Source organism: Mycolicibacterium fluoranthenivorans (assembly GCF_011758805.1).
GTDB lineage: Bacteria > Actinomycetota > Actinomycetes > Mycobacteriales > Mycobacteriaceae > Mycobacterium > Mycobacterium fluoranthenivorans.
Window position 1 is genome coordinate 3,318,074 of sequence record NZ_JAANOW010000001.1, and the last position, 17,177, is coordinate 3,335,250.

At 64.1% G+C, this 17,177-nt stretch carries 18 protein-coding genes; 10 read left to right on the plus strand and 8 right to left on the minus strand.

What is annotated here, in order from left to right; translation table 11 throughout:
• Positions 1 to 133: 133 nt before the first annotated feature.
• Positions 134 to 982, minus strand: a complete 849-nt coding sequence (locus tag FHU31_RS16050; protein WP_167159830.1) for an MFS transporter — start codon at positions 980 to 982, stop codon at positions 134 to 136.
• A gap of 182 nt (positions 983 to 1,164) precedes the next feature.
• Between FHU31_RS16050 and FHU31_RS16060 the strand changes: the two genes are divergently transcribed.
• Positions 1,165 to 2,603, plus strand: a protein-coding gene (locus FHU31_RS16060) for an IS3 family transposase (protein ID WP_234901327.1) whose coding sequence is annotated in 2 segments (ribosomal slippage) — positions 1,165 to 1,531 and positions 1,531 to 2,603 — 1,440 coding nt in all. Because the reading frame shifts where the segments join, the coding sequence is not laid out codon by codon here.
• Between the two features lie 22 nt (positions 2,604 to 2,625).
• Here FHU31_RS16060 and FHU31_RS16065 read toward each other — a convergent pair.
• Both FHU31_RS16065 and FHU31_RS16070 read right to left on the minus strand, forming a co-directional pair.
• A complete protein-coding gene (locus FHU31_RS16065; protein ID WP_167159832.1) occupies positions 2,626 to 3,252 on the minus strand; it encodes an MFS transporter in 627 nt (208 codons plus the stop codon).
• A 135-nt stretch (positions 3,253 to 3,387) separates the two neighbouring features.
• Complete coding sequence (locus FHU31_RS16070) at positions 3,388 to 4,044, minus strand: winged helix-turn-helix transcriptional regulator (RefSeq protein WP_167159834.1); 657 nt, start codon at positions 4,042 to 4,044, stop codon at positions 3,388 to 3,390.
• Positions 4,045 to 4,103: 59 nt separating this feature from the next.
• Here FHU31_RS16070 and FHU31_RS16075 point away from each other — a divergent pair, with 59 nt between their 5' ends.
• Positions 4,104 to 4,979 (plus strand): alpha/beta fold hydrolase, encoded by an 876-nt coding sequence (locus FHU31_RS16075; RefSeq protein ID WP_167159836.1) that lies wholly within the window; start codon positions 4,104 to 4,106, stop codon positions 4,977 to 4,979.
• 204 nt (positions 4,980 to 5,183) lie between these two features.
• On the opposite strand, the gene FHU31_RS16080 is transcribed toward FHU31_RS16075, so the two are convergent.
• Both FHU31_RS16080 and FHU31_RS16085 read right to left on the minus strand, forming a co-directional pair.
• Positions 5,184 to 5,699, minus strand: a complete 516-nt coding sequence (locus FHU31_RS16080; protein ID WP_167159838.1) for a nuclear transport factor 2 family protein — start codon at positions 5,697 to 5,699, stop codon at positions 5,184 to 5,186.
• 214 nt (positions 5,700 to 5,913) lie between these two features.
• A complete protein-coding gene (locus FHU31_RS16085) occupies positions 5,914 to 6,342 on the minus strand; it encodes a cellulose-binding domain-containing protein (RefSeq protein WP_167159840.1) in 429 nt (142 codons plus the stop codon).
• 223 nt (positions 6,343 to 6,565) lie between these two features.
• Here FHU31_RS16085 and FHU31_RS16090 point away from each other — a divergent pair, with 223 nt between their 5' ends.
• The gene (locus FHU31_RS16090) at positions 6,566 to 7,048 is read left to right on the plus strand and encodes a hypothetical protein (protein WP_167159842.1); all 483 of its coding nucleotides are present in this window, start codon (positions 6,566 to 6,568) and stop codon (positions 7,046 to 7,048) included.
• A gap of 15 nt (positions 7,049 to 7,063) precedes the next feature.
• Here the strand turns inward: FHU31_RS16090 and FHU31_RS16095 are convergent, their stop codons facing one another.
• Positions 7,064 to 7,714: a TetR/AcrR family transcriptional regulator gene (locus FHU31_RS16095; RefSeq protein WP_167159844.1), complete on the minus strand. Its 651-nt coding sequence runs from the start codon at positions 7,712 to 7,714 to the stop codon at positions 7,064 to 7,066.
• 298 nt (positions 7,715 to 8,012) lie between these two features.
• Here FHU31_RS16095 and FHU31_RS16100 point away from each other — a divergent pair, with 298 nt between their 5' ends.
• From FHU31_RS16100 to FHU31_RS16125, 6 genes are all read left to right on the plus strand, one after another.
• A complete protein-coding gene (locus tag FHU31_RS16100) occupies positions 8,013 to 8,918 on the plus strand; it encodes a hypothetical protein (protein ID WP_167159846.1) in 906 nt (301 codons plus the stop codon).
• Between the two features lie 23 nt (positions 8,919 to 8,941).
• A complete protein-coding gene (locus FHU31_RS16105; protein ID WP_167159848.1) occupies positions 8,942 to 9,805 on the plus strand; it encodes a 3-hydroxyacyl-CoA dehydrogenase family protein in 864 nt (287 codons plus the stop codon).
• Between the two features lie 118 nt (positions 9,806 to 9,923).
• Entirely contained in the window at positions 9,924 to 11,408 is a 1,485-nt protein-coding gene (locus FHU31_RS16110) for a carboxylesterase/lipase family protein (RefSeq protein WP_263988248.1), read from the plus strand.
• A gap of 100 nt (positions 11,409 to 11,508) precedes the next feature.
• Positions 11,509 to 11,718, plus strand: a complete 210-nt coding sequence (locus tag FHU31_RS16115) for a hypothetical protein (protein ID WP_167159852.1) — start codon at positions 11,509 to 11,511, stop codon at positions 11,716 to 11,718.
• Positions 11,715 to 12,893 (plus strand): serine hydrolase domain-containing protein, encoded by a 1,179-nt coding sequence (locus FHU31_RS16120; RefSeq protein WP_263988247.1) that lies wholly within the window; start codon positions 11,715 to 11,717, stop codon positions 12,891 to 12,893. Before FHU31_RS16115 ends, FHU31_RS16120 begins: the two co-directional genes overlap by 4 nt.
• Positions 12,894 to 13,203: 310 nt before the next feature.
• A complete protein-coding gene (locus FHU31_RS16125) occupies positions 13,204 to 14,013 on the plus strand; it encodes an LLM class F420-dependent oxidoreductase (protein ID WP_167159854.1) in 810 nt (269 codons plus the stop codon).
• 22 nt (positions 14,014 to 14,035) lie between these two features.
• On the opposite strand, the gene FHU31_RS16130 is transcribed toward FHU31_RS16125, so the two are convergent.
• Positions 14,036 to 14,728 (minus strand): helix-turn-helix transcriptional regulator, encoded by a 693-nt coding sequence (locus tag FHU31_RS16130; protein ID WP_167159856.1) that lies wholly within the window; start codon positions 14,726 to 14,728, stop codon positions 14,036 to 14,038.
• 21 nt (positions 14,729 to 14,749) lie between these two features.
• Positions 14,750 to 15,154, minus strand: a complete 405-nt coding sequence (locus FHU31_RS16135; RefSeq protein ID WP_167159858.1) for a nuclear transport factor 2 family protein — start codon at positions 15,152 to 15,154, stop codon at positions 14,750 to 14,752.
• Positions 15,155 to 15,281: 127 nt separating this feature from the next.
• Between FHU31_RS16135 and FHU31_RS16140 the strand changes: the two genes are divergently transcribed.
• Complete coding sequence (locus FHU31_RS16140; RefSeq protein ID WP_208410252.1) at positions 15,282 to 16,967, plus strand: GMC family oxidoreductase; 1,686 nt, start codon at positions 15,282 to 15,284, stop codon at positions 16,965 to 16,967.
• Positions 16,968 to 17,177: the final 210 nt, after the last annotated feature.

A 17,177-nucleotide genomic window follows, 5' to 3' on the forward strand; every position in this document is an offset into this window, starting at 1 on the left:
TCAAGTTTCCTCTAAGAACTGCTCACGATTCGCCAACACCAACCGTCTCTTCAGTGTCAACGACGTAGCCGCTATGAGGATCGAGAGCTGCAATCCTGATCCTCCACCCGCATGAGTTCTGCGCCAAGGACAGTTAGCAGCACGCTGACGATGCATCGCGCTCGCGCCGGAACAGCAACAACGCAACGGCGATCGCCGCCAGCGGTATGACCGTCATCATCAGATTCAGCGTATTCGCGGCGTCGAGCATGCTCGAACTTGCGACCGAGAGCACCTGCCGGGTGCGCTCGGGATCGAGGCCGGCACCACCCGGCGAGGCGCCGGATGCGCCCAGGATATCGCCGGCCTGTCTGGCGCTGATGCCCGTACCGGCCAGCTTCGGGCCAGCGTCGTCGATGAACAGAAGAATGCCGAACGTTGAGAAAAACGCCGAACCAAGACCGTAGAACGTTCCGCCGACCGACGCCTTCACCGCCGAGACCACACCGCCGAGATTGATTGGTGCGCTGGACATCATGACCGTCGCCTGCGGTGTCTGCACGATCGCACCGCCCAATGTCGTCAGCGCGATCACGGCTCCGACGACGGAGATCGGGGTGTCGATCTCGAACGAGAGCCGCGCCAGCAGACTTACCGCCAACACCGCTAGGCCCGCGACAATCACAGCGCAGTTGCCGTAGCGCGCCGCGGCCCGGCCTGCACAGAGGGCTGCCACTGCCGACAACAGCGTGGCCGGGATGAGCAACAGGGTGAACGCCCACGTCGACTGGGTGCGGACGACGACGAGGTAGAAGGTGACCATCATCATCGATCCGCCCTGCACCATATTGCTGGCTGCGCCCGCGATCACCACGGCGTTGAAGCGAGGCGAGCGGAAGATTCGCAGATCCAGCGCCGGGTCGTCGCAGCGCAACTCCCACCATACGAACGCCGCTGCAGCGAGTACCCCCGTCAGAATCGGTGCCATCGCCGCGAGGCTCAATCCGCTCTGTAGCACGGAGACGCCATAAGTGAGCCCGATGAGTGCGGTTGCTATCAGTAGCAGCCCTCTCTGCCAACCTGGGTTGAGGCACCCGCCCCCTGATAATTAGTGACCCGAGGGCGGGGATGGAGAGACTCCCCGAAATGACAAGCAAGGTGACGACGTTGGTCCGCTCGGCCGGGATGGAAGATCCTGGTCGGGTGGTTAACGATGCAACGCAACGTCCCGATCCCGAGGTGCCCGAACGCGCCAGGCGGCGGACCTTCACCGCGAAGTACAAGCTGGAGGTCCTCGCTGCCTACGACGCAGCACCCGACGGCGAGAAGGGCGCGGTGCTGCGCCGTGAGGGGCTGTATTCCAGCCACATCACCGAATGGCGCAAAGCCCGCGATGTCGGCGCGTTGGCGGGGCTGGCCGCCCCACGTGGGCGCAAGCGCCGTGATCGGCAGGCCGAGCAGATCGCCCGCCTGCAAGCAGAAAAGCAGCGACTGGAGCAGGAGCTGGCGAAGACCCGCGCCGTGGTGGATGTGCAGGCAAAACTGCACGCGCTCTTGGAGACGCTCTCCGAGAGCGCGGACATCGATCCGAGGTCGACACGATGACCGATCAAGCCATCATGGAGCTGGCGCCGCAGCTGGGCGTGCGGGCCGCCTGCGAAGCCGTTGGTGCCGCGCAGGCCAGCTACTACCGACGCCACCGGCACAGTCCGGTACCGCAGCGGCCAGAGCCCATAGCGCACCGTGAGCGGCGGCAACCGCGTGCGCTGAGTGCCGCCGAGCAGCAGGTGATCCTCGACGTGCTGCACAGCGACCGGTTCGTTGACCTGGCACCGGCTGAGGTGTGGGCCATCCTGCTCGATGAAGGCGTCTACCTGGGCTCGGAGTCGACGTTCTACCGGCTGCTGCGCGAAGCCGGCGAGGTGCATGAGCGCCGCCGGCAGGCCACCCACCCGGCGAAAGTGAAACCCGAACTCGTCGCCAACCGCCCAAATGCGGTGTGGTCGTGGGACATTACGAAATTGCGCGGCCCAGCGAAGTGGACCTACTACTACCTGTACGTAATCTTGGACATCTTCTCCCGCTACGTCGTTGGCTGGATGGTCGCCAGCCGCGAATCGGCCGCGCTGGCCGAGGTGCTGATCCGCCAGACCTGCGCCAAGCAAGAGGTCAACCGTGACCAGCTGACCATCCATGCCGACCGCGGCAGTTCCATGACCAGCAAGCCGGTTGCGTTCTTGCTCGCCGATCTCGGTGTCACCCAGTCACATTCGCGACCGCACGTCTCCAACGACAACCCGTTCAGCGAGTCCCAGTTCAAGACATTGAAGTATCGGCCCGACTTCCCCGGCCGGTTCGGCTCGATCGAGGAAGCTCGATTGCACTGCCAGGGCTTCTTCGGTTGGTACAACGATGAACATCGCCACACCGGGCTGGCCCTTCATACCCCCGCCGACGTCCACTACGGCCTGGCCGAGGCAATCCGCGACAAGCGTGCCGGCGTACTCGACGCCGCCTACGCCGCACGCCCGGAACGGTTCGTCCGCAAGCCGCCCGAACCACCGAAGCTCCCCACCAGCTCGTGGATCAACCCACCCGACCATCCACAGGAGGACGCTCAGTAAATACCGCGCAACGGTGCCTCATTCAGGTTGACAGGTTCCGCAGGCCCACGATGTCGGTCCTGCGGTGAGCGCTTTGAGTCTCCGGGACATAACGCAGAGTGATCACCAACACGAGGATCGCGAGGGCGGGTGTGACGAGAAAACCGCTGCGCCAACCGATGCGCTCAGCCAGCAGACTGCCCACCGTTGCCGGCACCACGCCGAAGGCGTAGACCGCCGCGAGATAGCCTGCGATCGCGCCCGCCCGGCGGTCACGAGGGAAGACGGCGTTCATGATGGCCAGCGACAGACCGGTCAGGAACGCGAACGCCACCCCGATGCAGGCTCTGGCGATCATCAGCACCTCGACGTTGGGTGCTGTCGCCCCCATCAATCCGAACGCGACCGCACCACACGCACCGGCAACGAACATCCTCTTCATTCCGTACTTGTCGCCTAGGACGCCGGCTCCCAGCACCGAGGCAGCCAAGGTCAGAGTCGCCAGGGACGACACGAAAATGGTTGCACCGGGCGAGAATTCCAGGCCATGACGCACGAGAGAGATGTTGGCCGCCAGAGTTCTCAGATCGCCTACCGCGACGGCGCTGCCAAGGCTCATAGCCACCGTCGTCATGACGGCTCCCAACCCGGTGACCTGCTGCTGCCGCACCAGGCGATGCTAGACCGCGTACCGGTGACTGCCCCCCGCCACCGCGAAAATCAACTCTGAAAGCTGAGGCAAGAGGTCCCCGCCGGCTTGCCCCACAACGCCATCACGCCAGCGATCGTCTTGGGCGCTCATCGATCAGGGTGACGGCTTTTCGTCGGCTCCTCTATGGGGTGCCTCGAAGACGGTTCGCACAGCGGATTCGTCACCGTCGATGTCGATGAGTGCAGCGACGTCATTCAGTGACAAGACGCCTGCCGCGAGTCCGAGAACTGCCGGCGCATCGCCAACAAGAACGGCGTCAAGGCCGCGACCATCAGGCTTAGCGATGTCGATACCGGACTGGGTAGCTCGCAGTTGGACCATGCCGCCTTCGACGACGATTCCTATGGTTGCTGACTGATTGGTCGGCGCACGACCCTCGAACAAGGCTGGAAGTGCGACCAGAAGCCATTCAGAGCGGAAGTCATCACCCTGGGGCCCGCGGATCATCAGAGGGGTGGACCAGCGGACCAGCGCATTGATGGGTTCGCGTAACTGGGCGCCCCACTCGGTGAGGGCGTAGGTAATCGCACTGGAGTCATCGGACAGTCTCCGCTCAATCACACCATCAGTTTCGAGGCCCCGAAGCCGGTCGGTCAGCAGATTCGTCGCGATGCCGGACAGTCCTTCGCGAAGCTCCCCGTAACGCGCGGGGCCCAATAGGAGCTGGCGGACGATCAACAAATTCCACCGGTCGCCCACCACATCCAGGGACCGGGCTAGTCCGCAGTACTGCCCGTAGTCTCGACTCATCGCCCTCTGCTTGCTATTTTAAAGTTCGCTTGATTGTATCTGATCGATGGGGGCGCGGAATGGCGATCGAAGCGAGACCTGCTTGGGTTGATGACGAGTTGTTCCCGTTCGAGAGCCGTTTCATCGATATCGACGCACACCGCGTGCACTACGTGGACGAAGGATCGGGACCCACGTTGCTGTTCCTGCACGGCAACCCGACCTGGTCGTTCGACTACAGCAAGGTGATCCAATCCTTGCGACCGGAATTCCGTTGCATCGCAGTGGACTACCCCGGTTTCGGACTGTCGTCGGCGGCGCCGGGATACCGACATCTGCCCATTGAACACGCGGAGGTGATCGACCGATTCGTGGGGGCACTCGAATTGAGCGGCGTCACGCTGGTGGGCCATGACTGGGGCGGCCCGATCGGTCTGGCAGTGGTGCAACGCCGGCCCGAGACCTTCGAGAGCCTGGTGCTGACCAACACATGGGCATGGCCGGTCGGTGACCCGGTTGTGCAGATGATGTCCCATGTGATGGGCAGCCCCGTCGGGCGGCTGCTGATCCGGCAGCTCAACCTGTTCGTCAACGTGATGATCCCGATCGGGCACCGACTGTCCAAGCCCACCAGCGCGCAGATGGAGCACTACAAGAAGGCTCTCGACAGCCCATCGCGGAGGGAAGCTTCCGGGGTCTTCCCTCGCGAGATCACCTCCAGTCGTGCGTTTCTCGCGGACATCGAATCGGGCCTGAACACCATCGCGGCACTACCCACCTTGATCATCTGGGGCGATGCCGACTTTGCATTCGGACAGAAGGAACTGGAACGGTGGGAGAAGGCATTCACCGATCACGAGACGGTGATCGTCAAAGGCGCCGGTCATTTCGTCCCCTCCGACGCTCCTGAGCAATTCGCCGAGGCGATCCGCCGCTGGCATTTCGCGCATCAGTGACCGCCCGATGGTTAGCAATCAGGTGGACTTCATAAGGACCCTGCGATCCATCGCCGTTACGTTTCGCGGCACCTGGCGGTAGCCGACAAAGAACGTCTCGGCCTCGCTGGGATTCAATCGGTCGCTACTCACAAGTGATCGCGTGAACCATCTCCGACCAACTGAAGCCGGAGGTCGGGTGCTGCGGCGATGGCTGCGAGAGTGTTATACGGGTCCGTCGGGAAAGTCATGCCACCGGCTGATCTTCCAGATTCCATTCGTCTTGACGAACCATCCCTCGTAGTTGAGCGCCGCCATGGGCGCGAAAGCCCTCCCGTTTGCGGTATTGGTGAGCAGTCCCACGACGCCGGCGTGCACCGTTGTGCCAGTCTGTTCCAGGAATACGATGTTCGACATCAAGTGGCGTCGCTGATTTCCACTAGAACTGAAGGTGGACATACGATCCCGCCAGAAGCTGTGGAACGCTTCGCCGCTCTGCTCGACCGGCGGTTGCCCGGGGATACCGACGACGAAGACCGCGTCGTCGGTGAACAGATCGAACCATGACTCCGCCTGATAGTTGTCGTACGCCAGCGCATAGGTATCGACGAGATTCTTGACGGCGAGCCGATCGAGGCAGTCGAAATCTGTGCGACCGGCCGCTCCGCTTGTCGCAAAGGACCGCAGAGGTCCGATATCCGACTGGGGCGTGGGTCTTGGTGCAGTGTGTTCGGTGGCCATCAAGACCACAGTAGACAAAGCCGGGAGAGTCCGAGTGGGATGCCGGGCCGGCGCGCTGGCATCTTGACGCCGCTGCTGTTCTGTTCGCCCACGCCGCCGGCCTTGAGAAGTTCGGCGTCTGGCTCCCCCGGGCGTTTGGGGTCGCCCGGGGCGGGCACGACGCATTCGACCATGCGATCACCCTGCGATCGGCGCAGAACGTGGGTAGACAGCCCTAAACGCAATACGACTGACCATTGAGGACACAGTTCACCGGTGGCGAGTAGGTGCCGCCGAGCACGCCCCGGAAGCCTCCCGTTGCCGAACCACCCGGTGGGATGATGCGATTCCAGTTGGCCGGCCCGATCACGTAATGGCCGCCGTACTGCGTGAAGACACTGTTCCAGCTATGCCACACGGATTCCCCGATCGGTAAGTCGAATTCAAGCCTCCAGTCCGTCAACGGCACTGTGGTCGGGTTGGTGATGACGAAGCGCGCGATGAAGCCGGTCTGCCACGTTGATGTCACCGACAGTCTGGCCATGGCCGCATCGGCGTGAGCGATTGGGGCTGGCGATAGCCCGAGTGTGATCACCACGAAAGCCAATGCCGCCGCGTGAAGCGCTGCACGCCAGCGCTTCACCTGCGCATCCAGTCTGGCCATGGTCGCCAACACTAAACCGGCTCAGGCGGAGTCGAACCAGCCGCCACTGCACAGCCACCAACCTTTGCTGAACCGAGACCGTCGTGAAATCTCTGAAGCTCCCTGTCGCGAAGACTGCCTGTGATGCGGCCGGCCGCACCCAATGAGGCTTCCCGCAGCGAACTCTCAGCTTCTCCTCAGTCGGCGGGAGTAATTCGGAATGGACATACGAAAGGACCCGCTGATGAACACCGAGACCGTGGACCGGCAGTTCGCCGCACTGCAATCGCAGGCGGACCAGACCGCTTCGTTGATCCGCACGCTGCGCGACAAGCTGTCGGCCGCAGCCGCCGCCGGCGATACGAATGCGCGTGAGTGGGGGCTGGATCTGAAGGAGATCGCGCTCGCGATCAGGGATGAGCAGAGCACGACAACCGAACTGCTGCAAGCCATTCACGGACTCGTCGATGATCATGTCACTTCGGCGGCACCACCGGCCGCACCGCAAGAGGCCTACTCCGCTCCCGCCACCTATTCCGCGCCGCCGCAGTACGCGCAGGTACCCCAGTACTCACAGGCGCCGCAATACCAGCAGTATCAGCAGCCCACCTCCGGTGGAGGTACCCTGCAACGATTCCTCAGCGGCCGGTTCGGGCAGGCGATGGTCACCGGCGCCGGCATCGGCATCGGCGACGACATCGTCAACTCGATCTTCGATCGATTCTGACGGAGACGAAAGCGCTCAACCACCGCTGCGGTCGGAAACGTTCGCGACGGCCAAGATCCCCTTCATCGCGCCGTTCAGTGCTCCCGTGTAGTAAGACACCAACTTTCGCTTGGGTATCGAGGGTTCATCGAGCCACCATCGGCCGAGCTGTTCGCCGATACCCGAAGCGCTGTAGGCGATCGCGAGCGCAACCTCGGACTCGACGCTGGGGTCCTTCTGCCTGATGACAGTGGCAATAGTCCGAATGGTGTCAGCACGTAGCGTGCCGAGTTGGTCGCTGAGTTCTGCGTGCAAGCTTGACGACGCGGTGAACAGCAACACGAATCGCTGTGGATCGTCCTCGATCAGATCGAAGTACGCCTCTCCCCCTGCGCGGAATACCTCCGTCAGGTCTTCGCCTGCGGCGCTCACGCGGTCCAGCAAGGATCGTTCGAACTCGCGACGCGCTCGAGCGACACACGCAAGAAACACGCCTTCACGCGAGCCGTAGTGGTGGTACACGATCGGCCGGCTCACACCAGCGGCGCGCGCAATGTCCTCGATCGATACCGCTTCGTAGCCACGCTCGGTGAACAGCTTCTCAGCAACGTCGAGTAGCTGCCGCTCTCGCTGCTCACCTGTGAGCCTGACCCGCTTGGACTGCTTTGCGGGTTCTGCCTGCGTCACGCCGCCAACCTCGCTGATGCGCGTACGCCAACACGACGGCAGCGGCGCGGCCCCTGCCGCGGTGCGTCGTTCCGGACAACCGCAGCCCGAGTGCGGGTCGAGACGCATTTCACATTCATGGCGTGTACTTTACTACGCCGTGTAAGTTACAGTGTGTAACTACGGGAGATCGCCTCGGGCGTAGCCCCTCGGCCACCGTTGGTCCATCCACGCAAGCGGCGGTCGTTGAGCCCTGAGCGAAGCGCAACCGTGCGTCATATCTCCGCAACGAGACCCATGAAAGTGATTACCAGGCAACATGTTCAGATACTTGTTGGCACTCAATCCAGCCGAAGGCAACATTCAGCGGATCGACATCCGAACCGGTGATTCCGCCGTCCTGGTCGATGGTGTGACGGCCGTTCCCGACGGAATCGCCGTAGACCTGCGCCGACGGCACGTCTATTGGACCAACATGGGTGAGCCGGTCGCGCCGGCAGACCGCTCACCCACGTCCGACTCTGCACTCGACTTCCACGCGAAGAACGGGTCGCTCGAACGTGTCGACCTCGACGGCACTCACCGCACGACCATCATCCCGCAAGGCTCGTTCGTCACGGGCAAGCAGCTCGTGGGCGCATGGTCTCAGGGACGGTTGTACTGGTCGGACCGCGAGGGCGCTCGTGTGTTGAGCGCGCGGCTCGACGGCACGGATCTGCGCGACGAGGTTGTCGTCGCGACGGACACCGCTCGCCGGATCGTACGTAACCAATGCGTCGGTGTCGCAGTCGACGAACAAGCCGGACTGCTGTATTGGACTCAGAAGGGCGCATCAAAAGGCAACGACGGCCGCATCTTTCGGACGTCGTTGCGCACCCCGATCGCTGCCCGGGTGGTGGAAGAGCTTTGGTCTGACCTGCCGGAGCCGATCGACCTACATCTCGACGTCCGCGCGGGGCTTGTGTACTGGACCGACCGAGGTGCACCGCCACGCGGGAACACACTGAACTGCGCGCCGATTCCACCGCTAGGCGCGCACGGCGCCGAGGTCACCGTGCTGGCCGGAGACTTTCGAGAACCGATTGGCCTGGCCGTCGACACGGATGCCGGGGTCGCCTACGTCGGTGATCTGTCCGGCGAGATCCGAGCAGTCGACCTCGATGGCACTGGAGAACGCCGGTTGATCCGCGCTACAGGCGGTTTCACCGGAATTGCAGGCATCTGAAAACCCACCTGACAGGAGACACCATGTCCTATCAACTGCCGACGAACGTAGCCGATCGTCCGATCGTGGTCCTGGGGGCCGGGACGCTCGGCCGTCGGATCGCGCTCACGCACGCTACCCGTGGCGGCTCCGTTCGTCTCTACGACCTCTCCGAGAAACAACTGCATGAGGCGAAGAGATTCATCGACGACCAGCTGCCCACCCTGCTGGAGACCCGTGGTTCGGGTTCACCGGCGACGATCGAGTACGTCACCGATCTCGAAAACGCAGTCCGAAATGCTTGGTACATAGTCGAATCCATTCCCGAAGTGCCGAGCCTCAAGATCGATGTCCTGGGCACCGTCGACACTCTCGCGGAACCGGATGCCATCATCGGAACCAATTCGTCGTCCTACGCCAGCAGTGAACTTGTCGCGAAAGTCGCCCATCCCGAGCGGGTACTCAACACTCACTACGGGCAACCACCCGAAACTCGACAGCTCGAATTGATGAGCGACGGCCACACCGATGGACGGATCTTCGACCTGCTCAAACGTGAACTGTCCGCATATGGCTTTGTCGTCGCCGTCGCGCACGTGGAAAGTGTCGGTTTCATCGTCAATCGGGTGTGGGCGGCCGTGAAGCGAGAGTCACTGGCCGTCGTCGCGCAGGGAGTGACGACGGCAGAAGAATTCGACAATCTCTGGGTGGCAGCGGGTTTCGGCAACACCGGAATCTTCCGCCTTATCGATCAGGTGGGCCTCGACGTCGCTCTCGACATCGAGAATCACTACCTTGAGCGATTCCCGCACCTGCCTAGTGACTCCCGGAATCTGCTCGAAAAGTATGTGCAACAGGGGAAGCTCGGCGTCAAGTCGGGCGAAGGCTTCTACAGCGACTACACCTGAGCCACGAGAAGGGTTCCTGCAGAGGGAGCTCCCGGCGACAACGAAAAAGCAACATCATCAGGCAGCGGCTGCTGTACATCCAGATTCAATGATCGACGAAAATCGAGGAGAGAAGAACGTGAGCGATACGGTTCGAGTGGCCCAGGGTTACGTCCGAGGCAAGGAGGACAACGGCATCCTGGCATTCAAGGGCATTCCCTACGCCGCAGCACCGATCGGCGTCCATCGGTTCAAGGAACCGACCGCAGCGCCGGCGTGGGAAGGAATCCGGGACACCACCGAGTACGGGCCGACTGCCCCATCACTTCCCTACTCGCCACCGCTGGATCAATTGATGGAAGAGCCTGTCATCGAAGGTCCGGACTACCTGAACCTCAATGTGTGGACCCCGGCCACGGACGCGGGTCGTCGGCCGGTGCTCGTGTGGATCCATGGCGGGGCGTTCGCCAACGGCAGCGGGGCGGTAAGCGCTTACGACGGCTCGCGGTTCGCCCGTGACGGCGTCGTCTGTGTCACCATCAACTATCGGTTGGGGGCCGAAGGCTTTCTCCAGATCGACGGCGCCCCGGCCAACCGCGGGTTGCTCGACCAGATCGCAGCGCTTCGGTGGGTTCGGGACAACATCGCGGCCTTCGGCGGCGACCCGGACGCAGTGACCATCGCGGGCGAGTCCGCAGGCGCCATGTCCGTGATGACGCTCCTGTCGACGTCGCAGGCGGCCGGACTATTCCGTCGCGCAATTGCCGAGAGCGGTGCCGGTCACCACGTTCAGACAGCGGCTAGCGCCGCGAAGGTAACTGCTGCCATCGCCGAAGAGTTGGGCGTCGAGGCCACCCTGGCGAGTTTCTCGGCGGTCTCGCCTGCGGACCTTCTCGCTGCCCAAGGGGTGGTCGGTCAAATGATCTCGGAAGCGCCCGACCCGACCGTCTGGGGCGAACTTGCAACGAGTCCTATGCCCTTTCAGCCGGTGATCGACGGTGCATTCGTGGCTGCCCGACCGATCGACCGCTTCGCAGCAGGGGTGGGCCGCGACGTGGACGTCCTGATCGGGACCAACGCACAGGAGGCGGCCCTCTTCCTGGTACCGAACGGAGCGGCAGATGCCGCGAACGAGGACACGCTGGCGAGCATTCTTGCGCTCGTGGGGGCCGATCCCGACGTGGTACTGCCCGTCTACCGCCAAGCACAGCCCTCGGCATCGGCCGGGGAACTGCTGGTCACTTGGCTCACCGATTGGTTCTACCGAGTCCCCGCCGCTCGGGTAGCGGAATCCCGGATGATGCACGGCGCCGACACCCACGTGTACGAATTCGGTTGGCCGTCACCGCTCTTGGACGGACGTCTCGGCGCCTGCCACACCGCCGAGATCGCGTTCGCGTTCGACCAACTCGCCACACCGGCGTCGGCGATGATCGCGGGTGTCAACCCGCCGCAGAAACTCGCCGACGAGATGCACGGCGCGTGGGTGTCGTTCGTGAAGGGCGGCGACCCCGGGTGGTCGCCGTACGGTGAGGACAGAATCGTGCGCCGCCTCAACGTACACAGCGACACTGCCAGGGACCCCGCACCCGACCAACGCCGAATCTGGGACGGGATCCGCTGACCGTCGCCCTCGACACCGCGTACTCCCTCCCCCTCATACCCTCCCACGGCTACCGGTCCGAACTGACCGGTGCGATGCGCTCGCGCCGTAGGATCACGGCGTGCACACCGCGATCCTGGCCAGCGCCGCGTCAACGGCGGCGTTGACGTTGGGGCTGTCCGCCTATGCAGCGTTGATCCTCGTCGGCATCGCGGTAGGTATCTACGACGCGCGCCGGCATCGCCGGGGCCGCGCGATCGCGGCCGCGGTGATGGTCGGGGCGCTCACCTTGGGCGGGCTGGTTATCGCGATCATGAGCAGTGTCGCGTGAACCGTCACCACGCGCTGGGTCCGAAGCGCGTGGCGGGGCACACTGACCCCGCGTTTGAGGAAGTCAAAGCCGTCTTCGAAGCAGGTTTAGCCAACGGCGACGATCTCGGCGGCGCGGTGGCGGTATTCGTCGACGGCCGTGCGGTGGTGGATCTGTGGGGAGGCATCGCCGATAGGCGGACCGGACGTCCGTGGAGACGCGACACGGCTTGTCCGACCTTCTCCTGCACCAAGGGTGTGACGGCGACCGCGGCCCTCATGGTCTCCCAGCAATACGGCCGCGGTACCGACGAACCGGTGAGCGCTTGGTGGCCGGAATTCGCACAACACAACAAGCACGAGACCACGCTGAGCGATCTGATGGCCCATCGAGCCGGGTTGCCTGTCTTGGAGCGCCCGGTTTCGGTGGCCCAAGCCGCGGATCCTGCGGCGATGGCCGACCTGTTGGCCCACCAATACCCGCTGTGGCCGCCCGGGGCCGAACATGGTTATCACGCTTTGACTTTCGGATGGCTGGTCGGCGAATTTGTGCGTCGCCACACCGGTATGACGGTCGGCGAGTTCACCTGCCGCCACCTGGGCGATCGGCTGCGCATCGGCGCTTCCGGTGCGGCGGTGCGCGAAGCCGCCCGGATCAGTTCGCCACCGCCCGAGCAGCGTGTCTGGAGCGCCGAGAACGCACCGCCGATACCCGACGACACAGTCACCGAAATGCTAGCCGCCTTCGCCGATCCCGAGTCGCTGTTCATCCGAGCATCATCGAATCCCGTTGCATCGTACAATGATCCAGAAGTATTGTCGGCCGGCTGGCCCGCGGCTGGCCTGGTCACTACCGCTCGTGATTTGGCCACATTCTACGGAGACCTGATCGGCGGAACGCTGGTCGCGCCGGGCCTGCTACGGGAAGCGATCACAGAACGCGTACGCGGCCGCGACCGGGTGCTCTGCCTGGAAAGCGCCTTCGGCCTCGGCTACATGCTGCCGTCGCAGAACTTCCTGGTGCCCGAACCTGCGCAACGGACTGCTTTCGGTCACCCGGGTGCCGGCGGCGCGGTGGGATTGGCAGATGTCGAACACAAGGTCGCTTTCGCCTTTGTGCCCAATCTGCGCCGCGACTGGCTGGCCGGCGATCGCCGCGCCTACCGGCTCATCGCCGCGGTGTACGACGCGCTGTGATGCCAGGACTCATCTCGCACGCGCAGGTTCCACATGCCCGCAACCGGCACCGCAGGCGAAGGATCACGCGGTCGTGGCGAATTGACTGTCTACCGCTGGGCGGCCTTTCTGGTTGGTCGACCAGGACGCCGAGGAGACACCCGTGGTAACGGGTGCTGTCAGAGTCCCCCTCGAGCGACCTCCGCGATGGGCCACGGCCTATTTCACGAGATGAATCATCACCACTATTTCGCCGACCACGGCTCCGGAATAAACGCGTCCCCGGTCAGCTTGGCTCAAGAGAAGCCCCCTCCCCGAACCAGGAGCATTCATGACCCGTCCCGTTCGCGTAGCCGTGCAGATCCAGCCCGGCGGCGCGCCCGACTACGCCACGTGGCGCGAAGCGGTCCTGGCCGCCGACGACCTCGGCGTCGACGTGATCTTCGGCTACGACCACTTTCACCGCCCGGCCATGAAGGGCATCGTCGACGGTAAGCCCGTCATGTTCGACGAGCAGCCCGACGTCGCCAACTTCGAGGGCTGGACCGCGCTCGCGTCGTGGGGCGAGATCACCTCACACGCTGAGATCGGACTCCTCGTCACCGGCGTCGGGTACCGCAACGCGGACCTGCTTGCTGACATGGCGCGCACCGTCGACCACATCAGCGGCGGCCGACTCATCCTGGGACTCGGCGCGGGATGGTACGAAAAGGATTACACCACCTACGGTTACGACTTCGGCACCTTCGGCTCCCGCTTCGATCTGTTCGACGAGAGCCTCATCCGCATCGAGAATCGGCTCGCCGCGCTGACCCCGCCGCCCGTGCGCAAGCTCCCGATCCTCATCGGAGGCACCGGACCCAAGCGCTCGCTGCCAGCCATCGCCCGGCACGCCGATATCTGGCACGCGTTCCAGGATCTGGACGCGTTCCGCAGATCCAGCGACCGTGTCGACGAGTTGGCAGCGACGTTCGGCCGCAACGGTGCCGATATCGAACGCTCCACGCTGTGGGAGAACCCCGACAGCGCCGACGCCTTCCGCGACGCGGGAGTGACGCTGTTCCAAACCGAACTCACCGCCGACAACGGTTACGACCTGACGTCTCTCAAGCAGGTGATCGCATGGCGGGACAACGGGTGATGTCCCTCAACGGTTAGGTCCGTCACCCCAGCCGCCGGGTGCGCCACCGTGACAGATCCGCGTCGAGCACCGCAGGATCACGTTCGGGAAACACCTCTGCGGTGATCTCCAGGTGCCGGATACGGCCGAGGTGAAATCCACGGATGCCCTCACGCAGCCGACACCATCCCACGAACATCCACGAATCACCTCCGTGCAGCAGACCCATCGCCTCCACGTCGCGGGTGGTGTGGGTCTCGCCGTTTTCTGAGGTGTAGTCCAGCCGTATGACCCGGCGCGCGGCGATCGCCTCGGGTATCAGAGGGATCGCCGCCTCGGACGGCGGGTGGGCGTCGATGACGAACATCGACGCCAGCGCCTCGTCGACAGGCGCGAGCTGATCCTCGCGGCTGATCGCGAGGATCTTGGCCCGCGCCCGACGCGCCGCCGCACCATACGGCGAGTTCTCCAGCAAACCAAGCCCCGCAAGCACCGCCAGCGACTCCGCTACCGAGAGATTCAGCGGCGGCAGGGAGTGTTCCCGCAGGATGGAATACCCGCCCGCCACCCCATATTCGGCGTAGATGGGTACCCCCGCGAGCTGCAGCGATTGGATGTCACGCTCGATCGTGCGCTTGGACACCTCGAACTCCTCGGAGAGCCGAGCGGCCGACAACGGCCGGCGTGCTCCCCGCAGCAGATCGACCAGCGCGTACAACCGCTCGGCTCTCCTCATGAAGGTGAGTCTCCCCCGGTCTCAGGTGAGGTGCGCGCGTGTCCCGGTCACCGACCACACCTCGCGGATCAGCCCATCCTCGGTGAAGTCGAAGACATCGATCCCGCCCGCGGCGAGCTCCCCGTTTCGCACGTTCCACAGCATCCGCCCGTGTGGACCGTCCACGGCCCGTGCGACCTCGGTGAACACCACGTCCGGATGCTGCTCGCGGTACCGATCCAGGAACCGAGCGAAACTCTGCGCGCCCAGCACGTCGTCGCCCGGATTCGACCCATCGTTCTCGGAGATCAGGAAGTGAATCCGGAAGTCCGCACTGCAGATCCGGCGCGCGATCTCACTGTTCGTGTTCCACATCTCCAACCACACCCCCAGCGCCGCGTCCGCAGCAACCGAGTTTGTCTCCGCCATATTCGTGTTCTTGTTCATGACACCAGCATCTGAGGATGCCGCGACAACGGTGTGTCGGTGTTCGTGCGCTGTGTCGAGGGGCACGAAGCGTCGCGTCTTGCGACCACCAGGGGCCACAAAGTTCTAGTCTCTCCCGATGCCGGAAATGAGCCCTGTCGCTGACTTCGACTTCGTCATTGTGGGAGCGGGCAGCGCGGGCTGCCTGCTGGCCAACCGGCTCAGCGCCAACCCGGATCACCGTGTGCTCTTGATCGAGGCCGGCGGTAAGGACAACTGGTTCTGGATCAAAGTGCCGGTGGGCTACCTGTACACCATCGCCAACCCCCGCACCGACTGGTGCTTCACCACCGAACCCGACCCGGGTCTGGCCGGTCGCAGCATTCTCTACGCCCGGGGCCGCGTGATCGGCGGCTGCTCGTCGATCAACGCCATGATCCACATGCGCGGACAGGCCAGCGATTACGAGTTGTGGGCACAGGCCACCGGTGACGAGCGATGGCGTTGGGGCGGCTCGGACGGTCCCGGCGAAACACTGGCGATCTATAAGGACCTGGAAAACTACTTCGGCGGCGCAGACGAGTGGCACGGCGCCGACGGTGAGATTCGTGTCGAGCCGCCGAGGGTGCGCTGGAAGATCCTGGACGCCTGGCAGGCGGCCGCCGCCCAGGTCGGCATCTCCCCCATCGACGAATTCAACCGCGGCGACAACGCCGGCAGCGCGTACTTTCACGTCAACCAACGGCGTGGCCGTCGTTGGTCGATGGCCGATGCCTTCCTGCACCCCGTCGCCCACCGGCCCAATCTCACCATCTACACCCAGACCCAGGCCGTGAAGCTGCTGATGGACGACCAGGTCCAGGAGGATCAACGTCGCGGTGCCTGGACCACCGCTGCGCACCGCGCCACCGGTGTGCGACTGCTCAAAGACGGACAGACCATCGACGTCCGAGCCCGCCGGGAGGTGATCCTGAGCGCCGGGGCGATCGGGTCGCCGCATCTGATGCAGGCATCGGGTCTGGGTCCGGCCGGTCTGCTCACCCAGCATCACGTGCCGGTGGCCGTCGATCTGCCGGGAGTGGGTGAGAACCTCCAGGACCACCTGCAGCTGCGAACCGTCTACCGGGTGCGGGGCGCCCGGACAGTCAACACGCTGTACCGCAACTGGATCACCCGGGCCGGCATGGGACTTCAGTACCTGGTGATGCGTTCGGGTCCCATGACCATGCCGCCGTCTACGTTGGGCGCATTCGCAAGGAGTGACCCCACACTGGCCAGTCCCGATCTGGAGTGGCATGTGCAGCCGTTGTCGTTGGCCAAGTTCGGCGAACCGCTGCACCGTTTCGCAGCGATCACACCCTCGGTGTGCAATCTGCGACCCAGCTCGCGTGGCCACGTACGCCTCGCCAGTGCTGATCCGCTGACCTACCCGAAGATCTCCTGCAACTACCTGTCCACCGAAGCCGACCATCTGGCTGCGGTACGCGGCCTCCGGATGACCAGAAAGATCATGGCAGCACCGGCTTTGGCCCGCTACCGCCCCGACGAGCTGCTTCCCGGGCCCCAGCTGGTGAGCGACGACGACCTGCAGCAGGCAGCGGGTGAACTCGGGACGACCATCTTCCATCCGGTGGGCACCTGCGCGATGGGAGCCTTCGACACACGTGGCGTACCCCGGTCTCCCGCCACGGTGCTCGACAGCGACTGTCGCGTCTACCGCGTCGCGGGTCTTCGCGTGATCGATGCTTCGGCGATGCCCACCATCACTTCCGGGAACACCAATGCACCGGTCATGCTGATCGCCGAGCGCGCTGCGCGAGCGATCCTGGGTTGAGTCGGTCCTGAAAGCCGAAATACCTGCGGGACATCCTGATTAGGCGAACTGCAGTGCCGTCGGGCTCGGGCTCACCGGTTGTAGTCGGTCTTCAACATCCAGTGATGAACGTGCGCGGTGCGGATTCCGTCGCGGTGGAGCGGGTCGGTGCCGGCCAGGCCGTCGCAGCCTGCAGTGTCTCGGCACGCAGGACGTAGACGCCGCCTCGGG

Excerpts from the sequence above, each read along its gene's own strand:
- FHU31_RS16125 (WP_167159854.1), top strand. The coding sequence starts at position 13,204 with ATGACCCGTCCCGTTCGCGTAGCCGTGCAGATCCAGCCCGGCGGCGCG.
- FHU31_RS16140 (WP_208410252.1), top strand. The coding sequence starts at position 15,282 with ATGAGCCCTGTCGCTGACTTCGACTTCGTCATTGTGGGAGCGGGCAGC.
- FHU31_RS16085 (WP_167159840.1), bottom strand. The coding sequence starts at position 6,342 with ATGGCCAGACTGGATGCGCAGGTGAAGCGCTGGCGTGCAGCGCTTCAC.
- FHU31_RS16135 (WP_167159858.1), bottom strand. The coding sequence starts at position 15,154 with ATGAACAAGAACACGAATATGGCGGAGACAAACTCGGTTGCTGCGGAC.
- FHU31_RS16105 (WP_167159848.1), top strand. The coding sequence starts at position 8,942 with ATGTCCTATCAACTGCCGACGAACGTAGCCGATCGTCCGATCGTGGTC.
- FHU31_RS16080 (WP_167159838.1), bottom strand. The coding sequence starts at position 5,699 with ATGGCCACCGAACACACTGCACCAAGACCCACGCCCCAGTCGGATATC.
- FHU31_RS16075 (WP_167159836.1), top strand. The coding sequence starts at position 4,104 with ATGGCGATCGAAGCGAGACCTGCTTGGGTTGATGACGAGTTGTTCCCG.
- FHU31_RS16130 (WP_167159856.1), bottom strand. The coding sequence starts at position 14,728 with ATGAGGAGAGCCGAGCGGTTGTACGCGCTGGTCGATCTGCTGCGGGGA.
- FHU31_RS16100 (WP_167159846.1), top strand. The coding sequence starts at position 8,013 with ATGTTCAGATACTTGTTGGCACTCAATCCAGCCGAAGGCAACATTCAG.
- FHU31_RS16070 (WP_167159834.1), bottom strand. The coding sequence starts at position 4,044 with ATGAGTCGAGACTACGGGCAGTACTGCGGACTAGCCCGGTCCCTGGAT.
- FHU31_RS16090 (WP_167159842.1), top strand. The coding sequence starts at position 6,566 with ATGAACACCGAGACCGTGGACCGGCAGTTCGCCGCACTGCAATCGCAG.